Annotated in this window: 14 protein-coding genes and 2 tRNA genes; 10 read left to right on the forward strand and 6 right to left on the reverse strand. The window is 62.0% G+C overall.

What is annotated here, in order from left to right; all coding sequences use genetic code 11:
• Window positions 1–92 precede the first annotated feature (92 nt).
• Together JO965_RS12440 and JO965_RS12445 are read right to left on the reverse strand one after the other, a co-directional pair.
• On the reverse strand, window positions 93–1,262 hold the full coding sequence (locus JO965_RS12440; RefSeq protein WP_246776839.1) for an RtcB family protein: 1,170 nt from the start codon (window positions 1,260–1,262) through the stop codon (window positions 93–95).
• 53 nt (window positions 1,263–1,315) lie between these two features.
• On the reverse strand, window positions 1,316–1,606 hold the full coding sequence (locus JO965_RS12445) for a hypothetical protein (protein ID WP_203443907.1): 291 nt from the start codon (window positions 1,604–1,606) through the stop codon (window positions 1,316–1,318).
• A 190-nt stretch (window positions 1,607–1,796) separates the two neighbouring features.
• On the opposite strand from JO965_RS12445, the gene JO965_RS12450 reads away from it, so the two are divergent.
• Genes JO965_RS12450 through JO965_RS12460 form a run of 3 tightly spaced genes read left to right on the forward strand, consistent with a single transcriptional unit; the run spans window position 1,797 to window position 4,652 of the window.
• A complete protein-coding gene (locus tag JO965_RS12450) occupies window positions 1,797–3,506 on the forward strand; it encodes a glycosyltransferase family 39 protein (protein WP_203443908.1) in 1,710 nt (569 codons plus the stop codon).
• Between the two features lie 46 nt (window positions 3,507–3,552).
• Window positions 3,553–4,287: a glycosyltransferase family 2 protein gene (locus JO965_RS12455; protein WP_203443909.1), complete on the forward strand. Its 735-nt coding sequence runs from the start codon at window positions 3,553–3,555 to the stop codon at window positions 4,285–4,287.
• Window positions 4,287–4,652 carry a lipid-A-disaccharide synthase N-terminal domain-containing protein gene (locus JO965_RS12460; protein WP_203443910.1) on the forward strand — a complete coding sequence of 122 codons (366 nt, stop codon included), beginning with the start codon at window positions 4,287–4,289 and terminating at the stop codon, window positions 4,650–4,652. Before JO965_RS12455 ends, JO965_RS12460 begins: the two co-directional genes overlap by 1 nt.
• 19 nt (window positions 4,653–4,671) lie before the next feature.
• On the opposite strand, the gene metC is transcribed toward JO965_RS12460, so the two are convergent.
• Entirely contained in the window at window positions 4,672–5,868 is a 1,197-nt protein-coding gene (metC, locus tag JO965_RS12465; RefSeq protein ID WP_203443911.1) for a cystathionine beta-lyase, read from the reverse strand.
• A gap of 231 nt (window positions 5,869–6,099) precedes the next feature.
• Between metC and JO965_RS12470 the strand changes: the two genes are divergently transcribed.
• From JO965_RS12470 to JO965_RS12490, 5 genes are all read left to right on the forward strand, one after another.
• Window positions 6,100–7,119: an amino acid ABC transporter substrate-binding protein gene (locus tag JO965_RS12470; protein ID WP_203443912.1), complete on the forward strand. Its 1,020-nt coding sequence runs from the start codon at window positions 6,100–6,102 to the stop codon at window positions 7,117–7,119.
• 135 nt (window positions 7,120–7,254) lie between these two features.
• Window positions 7,255–8,466, forward strand: a complete 1,212-nt coding sequence (locus tag JO965_RS12475) for an amino acid ABC transporter permease (protein WP_203443913.1) — start codon at window positions 7,255–7,257, stop codon at window positions 8,464–8,466.
• A gap of 8 nt (window positions 8,467–8,474) precedes the next feature.
• On the forward strand, window positions 8,475–9,794 hold the full coding sequence (locus tag JO965_RS12480; protein WP_203443914.1) for an amino acid ABC transporter permease: 1,320 nt from the start codon (window positions 8,475–8,477) through the stop codon (window positions 9,792–9,794).
• 78 nt (window positions 9,795–9,872) lie between these two features.
• A complete protein-coding gene (locus JO965_RS12485) occupies window positions 9,873–10,589 on the forward strand; it encodes an amino acid ABC transporter ATP-binding protein (RefSeq protein ID WP_371826877.1) in 717 nt (238 codons plus the stop codon).
• 326 nt (window positions 10,590–10,915) lie between these two features.
• Complete coding sequence (locus tag JO965_RS12490) at window positions 10,916–11,857, forward strand: HWE histidine kinase domain-containing protein (protein ID WP_246776840.1); 942 nt, start codon at window positions 10,916–10,918, stop codon at window positions 11,855–11,857.
• A gap of 88 nt (window positions 11,858–11,945) precedes the next feature.
• Here JO965_RS12490 and sseA read toward each other — a convergent pair whose 3' ends face one another.
• From sseA to JO965_RS12505, 3 genes are all read right to left on the reverse strand, one after another.
• Complete coding sequence (gene sseA, locus JO965_RS12495) at window positions 11,946–12,800, reverse strand: 3-mercaptopyruvate sulfurtransferase (protein ID WP_203443916.1); 855 nt, start codon at window positions 12,798–12,800, stop codon at window positions 11,946–11,948.
• A gap of 22 nt (window positions 12,801–12,822) precedes the next feature.
• Window positions 12,823–13,545: an alanyl-tRNA editing protein gene (locus tag JO965_RS12500; protein WP_203443917.1), complete on the reverse strand. Its 723-nt coding sequence runs from the start codon at window positions 13,543–13,545 to the stop codon at window positions 12,823–12,825.
• Window positions 13,546–13,791: 246 nt separating this feature from the next.
• A tRNA-Asn gene (locus tag JO965_RS12505) sits at window positions 13,792–13,866 on the reverse strand.
• A gap of 212 nt (window positions 13,867–14,078) precedes the next feature.
• Here JO965_RS12505 and JO965_RS12510 point away from each other — a divergent pair.
• Together JO965_RS12510 and JO965_RS12515 are read left to right on the forward strand one after the other, a co-directional pair.
• A tRNA-Cys gene (locus tag JO965_RS12510) sits at window positions 14,079–14,152 on the forward strand.
• A gap of 23 nt (window positions 14,153–14,175) precedes the next feature.
• Window positions 14,176–14,838 carry a protein-L-isoaspartate O-methyltransferase gene (locus tag JO965_RS12515; protein ID WP_203443918.1) on the forward strand — a complete coding sequence of 221 codons (663 nt, stop codon included), beginning with the start codon at window positions 14,176–14,178 and terminating at the stop codon, window positions 14,836–14,838.
• Window positions 14,839–14,992 lie beyond the last annotated feature (154 nt).

Here is a 14,992-nt window from a genome sequence, read left to right on the forward strand (position 1 = left end):
CTCATGCCCTCAAAGCGCATCGTTTTGGGGCGGAAAGCCGGGGCCACCTTTCACTGAGGCGGCCCTTCGGGTCCGCACGATTCGCTAACAGGTTAGTCCTTATAGGGATCGAACTCGCCAGGGCCTGCCATGGCGACGGCAAAGGGTCGGAGCGTGTGCTCAATTGTGATCGTGCCTCTGTGATAGGCGAGCACGGTCTCCAGCCTCCGATAGACCATGGGACTCTCGTCCACGTCGCCGCCGCGCAGAAGGACTCCTTTCTCGCGCAGCCATGCATCCATTTGATCTTTCGTGAAGCGGGGAGGGCGGATCCATTCGCCAGCCTTGTTCTTCTTGCCCTTTGCCTCCATGCGACCGAAGAGGCGGCCCGCGCCATGCACTGTTGAATAGAGGCTGTCGGCACTCTCTGGGCTCTCGATCCCATGCAGGATCACCGCATTGTCGCCCATGGAGCCGCCGACGAAGCCACGCTGCCCTGGGAAGGCCGGCGTCGCACCCTTGCGGACGACCCAGTATTCCTTGTCGCCGTGTTTCTCCCGCCAGACAAAATTGTGATGATTGTGGACCGTATCCGTCACCCGCCCTCCGATGATCTGGCGCACGCGCTCGACCACCCACTCGCGTCCGGCATAGGCATAAAGACCGCCGAGCTTCACGCTGGCAATGTAGCTGCGCCCCACCTCGCTGTCCTGGTGGACGAGGGCCGGGTCGACCTCCATGCCGTCCTTGGCTCCAACCAGCGCAAGGTGCTGGGTCGTGATCTTATGACCAAGGCCGCGGGAGCCGAAATGGACACCGATCCAGACGAATCCCTGCTCGTCCTCGAACAGATCCACATAATGGTTGCCCGATCCGACAGTCCCCAGTTGGGCGGAGGCCAGCTGTTTCAGATCCCTGACCCCGGCCTCGTCCCAGAGAGGGGAATCGAACAACTCATGATCGACCGCAACGGCGTTTTTCTGTCCGATCCCGAAACTGATGGTGCGGCCGATATCGGCGAGGATGCGCCCCGTCTGTCCAGCGATGTCCTCGTAGCGGGTGTCGAGACGTACGGCCATGTTTCCGCAGGCGATGTCGAATCCTACGCCGCTGATGGAGACATGCTCCTCATAGGCGATCACGCCGCCGATGGGGTGGGCATAGCCGAGATGCCCATCCGCGCAGAGCACGCCTTTGGCAGCGCTGCCGACCTGCATGCAGCGGTCCAGCTGTCTGATCGTCTTCTCGTCGTGCTCGCCGTAGATGCGAGTATTCGTCGCCAAGAACCATCTCCTCGTTTCGAAGCGATTGGATATGTAACAGTGTATTCAATCCCTCAAGGTCGGTTGTACCGCTCGCGCAGGCGTTCAACCTCGCGCTGTAGGGCATCGAGGCCACGCGCTATGTCTCTGCCCATGTTCTCTACGACGCCCGTGCTTGCGGCTACATCCGGACAATCCAGTGTCCCATCACGCCGGTGTCGGGGCGCGATGCCGCCCTGAGGGGTGAGCAGATAGGCGCAGCCCGTATCCTCGTCTCGCCAGACCACGGGCTGATCGAGAGCCATCGCCGGCGAAGCAGCAACCATCAAAAAAGCTATGCCGCACCATTGGACGGATCTGTTCATGGCAAGACCTCCGGCATTGAGCCCGACCTTTCAGGCAATGCCGGCTCGAGGGTCCATGTTCCTGGGTGACTGCCCGCTACCTTCCGTCAATTTGACTTCCCGCCGGGTTTAGAGGACATCACGCGGTTTGATAGACCTGTGCCCGTGGGAAATCCCTCGGCACGAAGGATTCCCGCCTCCGGAGTCATTGATGGACGGTTCTGTCCCCCAGCAGCGGATGTCTTTGCGCTACTTCTCCGTGGCCCAGCTGACGAGCGTCGTCGAGCGGAGCCATGTGCGGCTGTGCGCCGTTCTCGTGCTGTTGTCGCTCGTCTGCTTCCTGCCGGGCTTCACGTCGCTCCAGCCGATGGACCGGGACGAGCCCCGCTATGCCCAGGCGTCCAAGCAGATGCTGGAGACCGGCGACTTCGTAGATATCCGCTTCCAGGATGAAGCGCGGCACAAGAAGCCGGTCGGCATCTACTGGATGCAGAGCGCCAGCGTCGCCATCGGCGAAGCGCTGGGTGTACCCAAGGCGCGGACCACCATCGCGCTTTATCGAATCCCGTCCCTGTTCGGCGCCATCGCGACTGTCCTTTTGACCTACTGGGCCGCTTTGGCCTTCTTTGGGAGGCGAGGGGCCTTCCTGACAGCCGCCTTGATGGCGACCTGCGTGATTCTCATGGTCGAGGCGCGTCTCGCCAAGACTGATGCCATGCTCACCGCCTGTTCCGTCGCGGTGATGGGAGGTCTCGCCCGGGCTTATTTGAGCCGGGGAGCCGGAGTCTTGCCCCGGCGGGCGCTCCTGATCTTCTGGACCGGCTTTGCCCTGGGTGTCCTCATCAAGGGCCCCCTTGTCCTCATGTTCGCAGGGCTCACCGCCGCGATTTTGTCCTACAAGGAGCGTTCGGCGCGCTGGCTTCTCACGTTGAGGCCCTGGCTTGGCCTTGTCTTTACCCTCGCCGTCGTGCTGCCGTGGTTCATCGCCATCGCGATCAAGAGCGGTGGCGCCTTCTTCGCGGCCTCGGTCGGCCAGGATATGCTGGGCAAGGTCGGCACGGCGCAGAAATACCATTGGGCACCGCCCGGTTTCTATCTGATCTCGTTCTTCGCAACCTTCTGGCCCGGAGCCATTCTGGCCGCCATCGCGGTGCCTTTTGCCTGGATACACCGCCGCGAAGAGCCGGTGGCCTTCGCGCTTGCCTGGATCGTGCCGTCCTGGATCGTCTTCGAGATGGTGCCGACCAAGCTCCCGCACTACACGCTGCCGCTTCTGCCGGCAGTTGCGATCATCACAATCATGGCCATCTCGCGCCATTTCGTGGGGCCGCACCGGCCCGCAGCCAAGCTGGCGACGGTTCTGATTCCGTTCATTCCCGTAGGCTTGACCATCGGCCTCTCGGCGGTCGACTGGTCCTTCGACGGCATGCTGCCCTTCCGGGCGCTTCCATTCCTTGTGATCTCGTCGCTTCTCGCTCTTTGGGCTTGGTGGCTTTTCGTGAAGAACCGGATGATCCCGACGCTATGGGCGAGCTTCGTCTCGGCAGCCTTCCTCGCCATCGGCGTCTTCGGATTCGCCCAGCTCGACCTGCGCTCCCTCAAGGTCTCAGATCGTTTAGCCGAGGTTGCCCGCAACGTGTCGTGCGAGAATCCGCAGGTTGCGACCCTCGGCTATCGCGAACCGAGTCTCGTCTTCCTGACGGGGACGAACCTTGAGATGGTCGAGACGGGAGCCGAGGCGTCGGCCTTCTTGCGCCAGGGCGGATGTCGTGTCGTTTTCGTGGAAAAGCGCTATGAGGACGAGTTCCGGGCCGCGAATGCGCGCCTGCGCCAGCAGCCGGTGCTCTCGACCCGAATCCAGGGATTCAATATCAACAGCGGGCGGCGGGTCGATATCGCCGCCTATGCGACGGGCCTGTAAACCTTGATCGCGATTTGAAGAGGCGGCCGGCAACGGCCCGTAACGGATGACTGATTTTTCCCCGGGCCCCCGCATCAGCGTCGTGGTGCCTGTCAAGAACGAGGCGCTCAACATCCTTCCCCTGGTGGAGGAGATCGAGCGCGCCTGTGCGCCGCTCTCGCCTTTCGAGGTGGTCTATGTGGACGACGGCTCGACGGATGCGACCGTGGAGCAGGTCCTGAACACCCGCGCGACCCGGCCATGGCTGCGCCTCGTCCGGCACGAGGCGAGTTGCGGCCAGAGCGCGGCCGTCCGCACCGGCGTCCACGCCGCCCGCGGGCCCATCGTCGTCACCCTGGACGGGGACGGGCAGAACGATCCGGCCTTCATCCCCCAGCTTGTTGCGGCCCTCAAAGATCCGCAGACGGCACTCGTTGCCGGACAGCGGGTGGGGCGCAAGGACGGCGCCTACAAGAAATGGCAATCCCGCATCGCCAACGGTGTGCGCGGAAGAATCTTGAAGGACGGAACGCGGGATACCGGCTGCGGCCTCAAGGCCTTCCGGCGCGAGGTCTACCTGCGGCTGCCCTATTTCGACGCCCTGCACCGCTTCATGCCGGCCCTGGTCAAGCGTGAGGGTTATCAAATCGCCCATGTGGACGTAGTCGACAGGCCGCGCCATGCGGGCCGTTCCAATTATGGCATGTTCGACCGTCTATGGGTCGGCATCCTTGATTTAGCCGGAGTCTGGTGGTTGATCCGGCGCCGCCGCCGCGTTCCCGCTGCTCAGGAAATCGTCTGATGTTGATGCGTCTTTCCCACGATCTGGGACTTTACTTCTATGATCTGGTCGTCGCCCGGTTCGATCTGTGGGCGGCCTTCGGCGTGCTGGCACAGTTCGTTTTCGGCGCGCGCTTCCTGGTGCAGTGGATCGCAAGCGAGAAGGCGGAAAAGAGCGTGATTCCCGTCGGATTCTGGCTGCTGTCGATCTCCGGCGGTCTGATGACCCTAGTCTATGGCTTCGCCCGTAGCGACATCGTCATCATCCTGGGCCAAGCCTTCTCGATCTTCATCTATGTCCGCAATCTGATGCTGATTGCGAAAGAGAAGAAAAAGGCCGGAGGCCAAGTCGTCTCCGGCTCAGAGGTCGAAGCTTCGGCGGGATGACCGCCGAAGCCCGGAAGCCTTAGGCTGCTTTGGCGTCCGTCTCCCGGAGCCGCGCGAATCCCGCGTCGAGATCCCGCTTTAGATCGTCCAGATCCTCAAATCCGATATGGAAGCGCAGAGCGTGGCCGCCGGGCTCCCACTTGGTGGCCGTTCGGTAGGTCGCGCAGTTGAAGGGAATCACGAGGCTCTCGAACCCGCCCCATGAATAGCCCATGCCGAAGAGCGAAAGGCCGTCGAGCATGGCGGCAAGCGCACGGTCGGAGCACGGCTTAAGGATGATCGAGAACAGGCCGGACGAGCCCTTGAAGTCGCGCTTCCAGATCTCGTGACCGGGATAAGTCTCCAGGGCCGGGTGAAGCACACGCGCCACCTCCGGTCGAGTTTCGAACCAACGGGCGAGCCGAAGCGCCTGGCTTTCATGCTCCTTCAGACGCACCGCCATGGTACGTAGACCCCTCAAGCCCAGGAAGACGTCCTCGGGGCCTGGGCACATGGCGAAGGCGTCGTAGGTCTCCCGCAGGCGCTTGAAACAGCGCTCACTGGCCGAGACCATGCCGAGAAGCAGGTCCGATCCTCCGCTCAAGTATTTGGTGCCAGCCTCGATGGCAATGTCGACGCCGCGCTCATGCGGTGGGAAGAGCAGGGGCGTCGCCCAGGTGTTATCCATGAGGACTACAGCCCCATGCCGGTGTGTCACCTCGGCGATGGCGGGGATGTCCTGCATCTCGAGAGACTGCGAACCGGGAGCCTCCGTGAGCACGGCCGTCGTATTCGGACAGATCAAAGCTTCGATTCCTGCGCCGATCTGCGGGTCATAATAGGTGGTTTCCACACCAAAATTCTTGAGCACGCCGTTACAGAACTGTCGGGTCGGCAGGTACACCGAATCCGTCACCAGAAGGTGATCACCGGCCTTGAGGCAGGACATGAGCGCGACCGTGACGGCGGCGAGCCCCGAGGGAGCCAGAACGGTTCCCGCCGCGCCGGTCAGTTCCGTCCACGCGGTTTCCAGGGAATTCGTCGTCGGAGTTCCTTTCGTTCCATAGGAATAGCGCCCGCGCCGATGAAGAAGATCGTCGGTCGTCGGATATAGAACGGTGGAGCCGCGATAGATCGGCGTGTTCACGAAACCGTGCTGCTCGAACGGGTCCCGTCCAGCATGAACGAGACGGGTTCGTTCGGATATGTTTTGGGGCTTTGGAGGGAGTTTTGACATTGCTTCAAGGGTTTGCTGAGGAGATTCCGATCTGAAACCGGCCCGGCCCTGCCGTCAAGTCAGGCAAGAAATGCCTTCCATCAAGACTTGACCAGTGATTAATCATGGAATGTGATGGATCTCGATGCCGCCTCAACCGAGGCGGCGCGGAACGGTCTATCCGGGGCTCGGCTGGGGGGTGATAACCATAAACGGTCGAGCCGTGTCGAACTATTGGGAGAAGATACCAACATGAAAAAGGCTCTCGTATCGATTGCCTTCGGCCTGACAGCCAGCCTGTTCGCAACGGGCGCATCGGCCCAGGCGACACTCAACAGTGTGAAGCAGAAGGGCTTCCTGACCTGCGGCTCGAACACGGGTCTTGCGGGCTTCGGCCAGCCGGACGCTCAGGGCAACTGGACGGGCCTCGACGTCGATTTCTGCCGCGCCATTGCTGCAGCCATCTTCGACGACCCGACCAAGGTTCGCTTCATTCCGCTCGCCGCCAAGGACCGCTTCACTGCGCTCCAGTCCGGCGAAGTGGATGTGCTGGCTCGTAACTCGACCGCGACCATGTCACGCGAGACGCAGCTCGGCCTCGACTTCCCGGCCATCAACTACTTCGACGGCCAGGGCTTCATGGTCCGCAAGAAGCTTGGCGTTTCCTCCGCCAAGGAGCTGAACGGCGCTTCGATCTGCACCCAGCAGGGCACCACGACCGAGCTGAACCTCGCCGACTACTTCCGTGCCAACAACATGAAGTACGAAGTGGTGGCTTTCGCGACCTCGGACGAGACGTTCAAGGCCTATGACGCCGGCCGCTGCGACGCGTTCACCACGGACGCCTCCGGCCTCTACGCCGAGCGTCTGCGCGCCTCGGCTCCGGACGATCATATCGTCCTGCCCGAGATCATCTCCAAGGAGCCGCTTGGCCCGGCAGTCCGCCACGGCGACAACCAATGGGGCGATATCGTCCGCTGGACCCACAATGCCATGCTGAACGCCGAAGAGCTTGGCGTGACCAAGGCCAATGTCGAGCAGATGAAGACCTCCGAGAACCCGGAGATCAAGCGTCTTCTCGGCACGGAAGGCAAGTTCGGTGAGGCCACCGGCCTGACGAACGACTGGGCCGTGCGCATCATCAAGCACGTGGGTAACTACGGCGAGTCCTTCGAGAGGAACGTCGGCGAAGGCTCGCGCCTGAAGATCAAGCGCGGCCAGAACGCCCAATGGACCAAGGGCGGCCTGCAATACGGCATCCCGGTTCGCTAAGCCGATCCAAGACCTGGGCGCCCGGATATTCCGGGCGTCCTTTCAAGAACGATAAAAAGCCGCCCGTTCATGGGGTTCGACCCGAGCATGAACAGGGGAGGACGGCCCGGTATAAAATAAAAAAGCCGTCAGAGGATGAACTCAGTGCAGACCGTTGTCAGTCAGACATCGCCCCCCAAAAAATCGTTTCTTTACGATCCGAAGGTTCGCGGAATCTTTTATCAGGTCGTACTCGTCCTCGCGGTCGTCTTCCTGTTTTATGCGGCTGCGACCAACGCCATCGAGAACCTGCAGCGCGCCAAGATCGCCTCCGGTTTCGGCTTTCTGAACAACACCGCGGGCTTCGACATCAGCCAGACGCTGATCCAGTTCAGCGCGGCCGGCGGAACTTATGGCGATGCCTTCCTCGTCGGCCTTCTGAACACCCTGCTGGTATCGGCCATCGGCATCTTCTTCACCACCATTCTCGGCTTCCTCATCGGCATCGCACGCCTGTCCAAGAACTGGATGGTGGCGAAGGTCGCGATGGTCTATGTCGAGGTGCTGCGCAACATCCCGCTGCTGGTGCAGCTGCTGTTCTGGTACATCGCCGTTCTCGGCACCCTGCCGCAGCCGCGCAATTCGCTCGAGATGGGCGCAGGGTTCTATCTGAATTCCCGCGGCCTCTTCATGGCCAAGCCCATCTGGGGCAGCAACATCTCGATTCTCGTCGCGGCTCTCATGATCGGCCTCGTCGGCACGTTCCTGTACCGTCGCTGGGCGAAGAAGCAGCAAGAGCAGACCGGGCGGCAATATCCCGTCGGCAAAGTCACGCTCGCTCTGATCCTCGGTCTGCCGATCCTGACCTGGATCATCCTTGCCCTGACCGGTGCCAACCCGATCACCTTCGAACTGCCACGCAAGGGTACGTTCAACCTGACGGGCGGTATGCAAATCCTGCCGGAATTCGTGGCGCTGCTCCTCGGCCTCGTCACCTATACCGCAGCTTTCATCGCCGAGGTCGTCCGCGCCGGCATTCTCGCCGTATCGAAGGGACAGTCGGAAGCGGCGGGCTCCCTTGGCCTCACCCCCGGACAGACCCTGCGCCTCGTGGTGATCCCGCAGGCCATGCGCGTCATCGTTCCGCCGCTGACCAGCCAGTATCTGAACCTGACGAAGAACTCATCGCTGGCCGTGGCCATCGGTTATCCGGATCTCGTGCAGGTCTTCATGGGCACCGTGCTCAACCAGACCGGCCAGGCCATCGAAGTCGTCGTCATCACCATGGGCGTCTATCTGACGATCAGCCTCGTGACCTCGTTCATCATGAATATCTACAATCGCCGCGTGGCGATCGTCGAACGGTAGGAGATCGCATGAGCACCGCCGTCGATATGCCTCGTTTCGTCCGCGCCAAGCAGGTGGACGCGCTGCCTCCGCCGAATCTGGCTCGCGGCCCCATCGCCTGGGTCCGGGAGAACCTGTTTTCCGGTCCCTTCAACACGATCCTGACACTGGTGGTTTTCTACCTCCTCTACGTCACCGTTCCGCCGCTGGTGCGATTCCTGTTCATCGATGCGGTCTGGAGCGGTACCGACCGGGCTGCCTGCCGTGCCGATGCGGGTGGCAGCGAGGCCGGCGCCTGCTGGGCCTTCATCTTCGACAAGATCAACTACTTCATCTACGGCTCCTATACGGTCTCCGAGCGCTGGCGCGTGGACATCTTCTTCGCGCTTCTGGCCATCGGCGTCGGCTGGCTGCTGTGGCTCAGGGCCCCGCGCCGTGACTTAGGGGCGGTCTATTTCTTCTGGATCTTCCCGGTCGTCTCCTACGTCCTCCTGACCGGCGGCAATGCCGATTTCGGTGCGCGCTTCTGGATCTGGTTTGCGATCTTCGGAGCGCTGGTGATTGCCCTGTTCGCCTTCTTTGCCGCGCTCCTCAAGACCGCCATGCGTCCGGCGCTTATCATGGGCGGCGGGATCGTCGCGGTGATCGGCATTACGCTTGCCGTCGTCGATATCGATTTCGGCCTGGCCCATGTTCCTACCTCCCTGTGGGGCGGCATCCTCGTGACACTGCTCGTCGCGACGGTGGGTATCGTGGTCTCGCTGCCCTTCGGCATTCTGCTGGCCCTGGGCCGGCGCTCGAAACTCCCGATCCTGCGGATGGCCTCGGTGATCTTCATCGAGTTCGTGCGCGGCGTGCCGCTGATCACGGTGCTGATCATGGCCAACACCATGCTGCCGCTCTTCCTGCCCGGCGACATGACGGTGGACCGCCTGCTGCGGCCTCTCATCGGCACGGCGCTTTTCGCCTCCGCCTACATGGCCGAGGTGGTGCGCGGCGGCCTTCAGGCCATGCCGAAAGGCCAGTACGAAGGCGCGATGTCCCTAGGGTTGAACTATCCGCAGATGATGAGCCTCATCATCCTGCCCCAGGCCCTGCGGATCGTGATCCCCGGCATCGTGAACACCTTCATCGGCCTGTTCAAGGATACGTCGCTTGTCGCCATCGTCGGCATCTTCGATCTGGTGAAGACCATCGAGGCCTCGCGCATCGACCCGAACTGGGCGGCTCCGACTATCGGCATCACGGGTTATGCCTTCGCGGCCCTGTTCTACTTCATCTTCTGCTTTGGCATGTCGCGGTACTCGCTCGGGGTCGAGCGGCGCCTTGCGGCTGGTCAGAAACGGTAAACATTCATGGCGACCACAATGTCATCTCAAACCATCCGCTCCGTCGAAATCGATCCCAAAGCCGAAGCCGCCGTTCAGATGATCGACGTGCACAAGTGGTACGGCGAGTTCCATGTGCTGCGTGACATCAATCTCAATGTGCGCCGCCGCGAGCGCATCGTGATCTGCGGCCCCTCGGGCTCCGGCAAGTCCACGATGATCCGCTGCATCAACCGACTGGAAGAGCACCAGAAGGGCCGCATCATCGTCGACGGTACGGAACTCACCAACGACTTGAAGCGCATCGATGAGGTGCGCCGCGATGTCGGCATGGTGTTCCAGCATTTCAACCTCTTCCCGCATCTGACGATTCTCGAGAACTGTACGCTTGCGCCGATCTGGGTGAAGAAGATGCCCAAGAAAGAGGCGGAAGAGATCGCCATGCACTACCTGAAGCGGGTCAAGATCCCGGAGCAGGCGAACAAGTATCCGGGCCAGCTCTCCGGCGGCCAGCAACAGCGCGTGGCGATCGCCCGCTCGCTCTGCATGAGCCCGAAGATCATGCTGTTCGACGAGCCGACCTCGGCTCTGGACCCTGAGATGGTGAAGGAAGTGCTCGACACCATGGTCGGCCTCGCCGACGAGGGCATGACCATGCTTTGCGTCACCCACGAAATGGGTTTTGCCCGTCAGGTCGCCGACCGGGTGATCTTCATGGATTACGGGCAGATCGTGGAAATGAACACGCCCGACGAGTTCTTCAAGAACCCGCAGCACGAGCGCACCAAGCTCTTCCTGTCCCAGATCCTGCACTAAGGCAGATCAGTTGAAATGCAGAAGGTCCCGGCATTGTCCAGGGCCTTTTTATTTGGGCCGGCGAAGAAGCCATGATCATTCAGGTTTAGCGCCGGTTACGTCTCCTTGGGAGGTTAATTGGAGTAAAGCTAAGCCTCGGCCATCACGCCTTCTGTCATCGCCGTCTTTTGAGGCTGAATAGGTGACATTGACGCGCCCTTGAGCGCATCTGCTATGGTCGAGAGCTGCCATTGGAGTGTAAGGCGCATATAGCGATGTGGCCGTCGAACGCGTCCTGGCAGATGGGACGGGCACGATGATCGATTGGCTTCCCGGAACCGGCGAGCGTGCCGGAATATGCGGCTCTGTTGGCGGGGCGGCTCCTCGCCCTGGCCAGGGTGCAGACGCTACTGACCCGCACAGCCAATACCAGCGTTGGAATCGCGACCATCGTGCACGAGGAAGTGAGCGTGCGGGCGCAGCACGAGGGCCAATATGTCCTCAAGGGTCCCGACATCACGCTCTCGCCCAAGGCGGCGGAAATCCTGACGCTTGCTGTCCACGAACTGGCCACCAATGCCCTCAAATATGGCGCGTTCTCTATTCCGAATGGCCGGGCCACTGTGCGATGGGCCGCCTTCGAGAAGCACGGCGGACCTTGGCTGCGCTTTGATTGGACGGAGGAAGGCACGCCCGAACGGCCTCGGTCTGCGTCTGATGAGCCTCGCCGACGCGGCTTCGGCAGCGAGCTGATCGAGGGCCGCATCCCCTACGAACTTGGGGGAACAGGACGGGTTGTCATCGAGCCCGGCGGCGCCAAATGCCACCTGGAATTCCCGCTCACGGAAGGGCCCAGCGTCCTGGAGACGGGAGCCCCGCAACGGGCATCGGTCTTCGGAGGAGCACTCGACATGTCAGGCGAAGCGGATCTCGGCGGCCACCGCATTCTAGTGGTGGAGGACGATTATTATCTGGCCTCAGACGCCGTGCGGGCTCTCCAGGGGGCCGGGGCGGAGGTCATGGGCCCGTTCCCGACCGAGGAGGCCGCGCGGGCTGAACTGGAGGCGCAGCGTCCCGATGCGGCCGTAGTCGACATCAACCTCGGGGCTGGACCGTCGTTCAAGCTGGCCGAGATCCTAAAGGGCCGGGGCATCCCGTTCGTATTCACTACCGGCTACGACCAGAAGGTCATCCCGCAGGAGTTCAGCGGTATCGAGCGACTGGAGAAGCCGGTCCAACTCCGACAGATCGTCGGTGCCGTTGCGAAAATGCTGACCAAGGCCGCCTAGCGCATCGTGCGGACCCAGAGGGCCGCGTCAGCGAAAAGTGGACCCGGTTTTCCGCCCCGAACGATGCGCTCCTTAAGAGATCGATCCTCTAGCCCTTCTTTCCCGGTCCCGTTTCCACCGGTAGCTCCTCTCGCGCGCCCCATTCAGACCAGGAGCCGTCATAGATCGCCTTGATCGGACGGCCCGCCACCTCGAAGGCGACGCCGAGGATCGCTGCCGAGACGCCGGAGCCGCAGCTCGTGATCACCTGCTGGCCGGAATCGATGCCCGCCTCCGCAATGGCTTTCTCCAACCCCGCTTTGTCCTTCAGCCGCCCGTTTTCGATGATCGCGCCGAAGGGCAGGTTGAGGCTGCCCGGCATGTGACCGGCGCGAAGGCCAGGACGGGGTTCAGGCGCTTCACCTCTGAAGCGGTCCGCCGGGCGTGCATCGACGACCTGCGCCGATCCTGAGCGCAGGGCCTCCTGGACCGCCGATGCATCGGCAACGGCGGAGGTGTTGAAGGAGGGGGTGAAGGTTCGAGGTGCGCGGGGCTTCTCCGGTCCCATCTCGATGGGCCTTCCCTCAGCCTTCCAGGCCGGAAAGCCGCCGTCGAGGAGCGAGACGTCGCGCGCGCCAAAGACCTGAAACGTCCAGCGGACGCGTGGCGCTGCAAAGAGGCCTGCACCGTCATAGACCACGATGGTCATGTCCTCGCCGATGCCCATGGCCCCCACGGCTTTGGCAAACTCTTCCGGTGACGGCAGCATGTGGGGCAGGGAGGACGATGTGTCCTTCACCGTATCAATGTCGAAGCGCACCGCGCCCGGAATATGGCCTGCAAGATATTCCGCCTGTGGATCCCGGTTCTGGGTTGGAAGATACCAGGAGCCGTCGACGATCACGATGTTCGGATCGTTCAAATGCTCCTGCAGCCAGGCAGTCGATACGAAAGGCTGGGACATGGCGGCTCCTTAAAAGATTGGCTCAATCAACCAGGGACATGCGAACGCGGCGGTTCTGCTTGCCCTTCTTCTCGATATCGGTGACCAGGACCGCGCCGATCTCGCCGGTGTGGCGGACATGGGTGCCGCCGCAGGGCTGCAGATCGATTCCCTCGATCTCCACCAGACGCACGCGGCCGGATCCGCGCGGCGGCTTCACCGACATCGTCTTTACCAGACCCGGATTGGCGTCGAGCTCCTCGTCCGTGATCCAGCGTTCGGTGACCGGTGCGTCGCGCTGAATGAGAGCGTTGAGCTTCTCCGTGATCTCGGCCTTATCCAGCCCGGCATCGGGAATATCGAAATCGAGCCGGCCGTCGCCCTCACCGATGGCGCCGCCGGTGACCGGGTAGGGCAGAACGACGCTGAGCAGGTGGAGCGCCGTGTGGACGCGCATGCGTCTCAGGCGACGAGGCCAGTCGAGCTGGAGCGTAACGGTCTCGCCTTCCTTCAAGCGGGAGGCCGCCTCCGGGCCGATGAGATGAGCCACCTGAGACCGATCGGTGCCGTAGACCGTGTTCGCGATCTCGATTCTCTCCCCGCCCGACATCACCAACACGCCGGTGTCGCCCGGCTGGCCGCCACCCTGGGCGTAGAAGATCGTACGGTCGAGAATGATTCCACCCTCCGGCGTGATCCCGAGGACCTTCGCCTCGCAGGAGGTGGCATAAGCATCGTCGCGGAAGAGAAGCGTCGTGGCGGTCATAATTGCCCCGTTCGAAAGAGAGCGGCGATGCTGACGGCAAGGAGGTTCGATGGTCAAGCCATAACCGGCGGGTACCGACCGAGCCTGAGAGCGCCCGCATTCGAACCCGCGATGATCGAACCTGCGACGCTTGCCGCCGGCAAGTATGGGTAAGGGGGACGCGCAGCCGATTGCGGACCTCGACTGTGACGCGAAATCGCGACAGTTATACCCGGCTTGGTCAGGATTTGATCGGGAGAGGAAGGTTGGCTCCGGCGGTAGGATTCGAACCTACGACCAACGGATTAACAGTCCGCTGCGCTACCGCTGCGCCACGCCGGAATAAGCCATACCTTTCGAAGAAGCCTTGAATTGAGCTTCTTGAGCGCCTCGGAGGTCTCCAGGGACGTGTCCGTCGGCGAGGTGGGAGGCATATAGCACGGGTTTCGACGGTTGCAAGTGCATTGTTGGCGCACGGGACCGAAAAGGGCCTGTTGCTCTTTGGGGGGATGGTTGCTATGGAGCAGCCGTCGCGGTCGCGACACGCCCCGGATGGCCTCGTGGCGGAGTGGTTACGCAGAGGACTGCAAATCCTTGCACCCCGGTTCGATTCCGGGCGAGGCCTCCAACAAAATTCTGAAGGCACTATCCATGGTCGATTTCACCCAAGCGCGCCGCATGATGGTTGATGGCCAGCTGCGCACTTTCGATGTGAACGACATGCCCCTTCTGGATGCCATGGACAGCGTTCCGAGAGAGCTTTTTGTGCTCCCAGGTCGCGAAAGCCTTGCCTATATCGACCAGGACATTCTTGTCAGCGACAGCGGCGAGAGCCGCTACATGCTCTCTCCGATGATCCTCGGCCGTATGATCCAAGCACTCGAGATCGATGCCGGTGACAAGGTTCTCGATATTGCCTGCGGCCGCGGCTACTCCTCAGCGGTTCTCAGCAAGCTTGGCGCTCAGGTGACGGCCCTTGAGGCGGATGACACTCTCGCTGCTGCTGCCAAGCACTGCCTGAGCGCTGCCGGTGTCGGCGATGTCACTGTCGTGACGGGTCCTCTTGAGCAAGGCTATGCTGCCAACAGTCCTTATGACGCCATCGTCCTGAACGGCTCGGTCGAGGTTCGTCCGGACGCACTTCTCCAGCAGTTGGCCGAAGGTGGCCGCCTCGTCTGTGTGAAGGGGCGGGGGCGGGCTGCCCGCGCGACGCTTTATGTCCGCTCTGGCGATGCCCTTGGCGAACGCAGCCTGTTCGAAGCCGCGGCACCTCTTCTGGCGCCTTTTGTCCAGACTCCGGGCTTCACGTTCTAATCCCTTCCAAATTCTTAATTTCCTCCCGTTGATAGTGTCGCTTTTTTGCGCCACTCCCAAGCTAAAATCGAGTTGGCCCTAACGCGTTGTTGCCGACTCTGTTCCCTTGGGTATTGTTGCGCTTTGAATCGCAGTGGTTTCTGAAAATGGCGTC

The sequence above is a fragment of the Microvirga sp. VF16 genome (genome assembly GCF_016864375.1).
Lineage (GTDB): Bacteria > Pseudomonadota > Alphaproteobacteria > Rhizobiales > Beijerinckiaceae > Microvirga.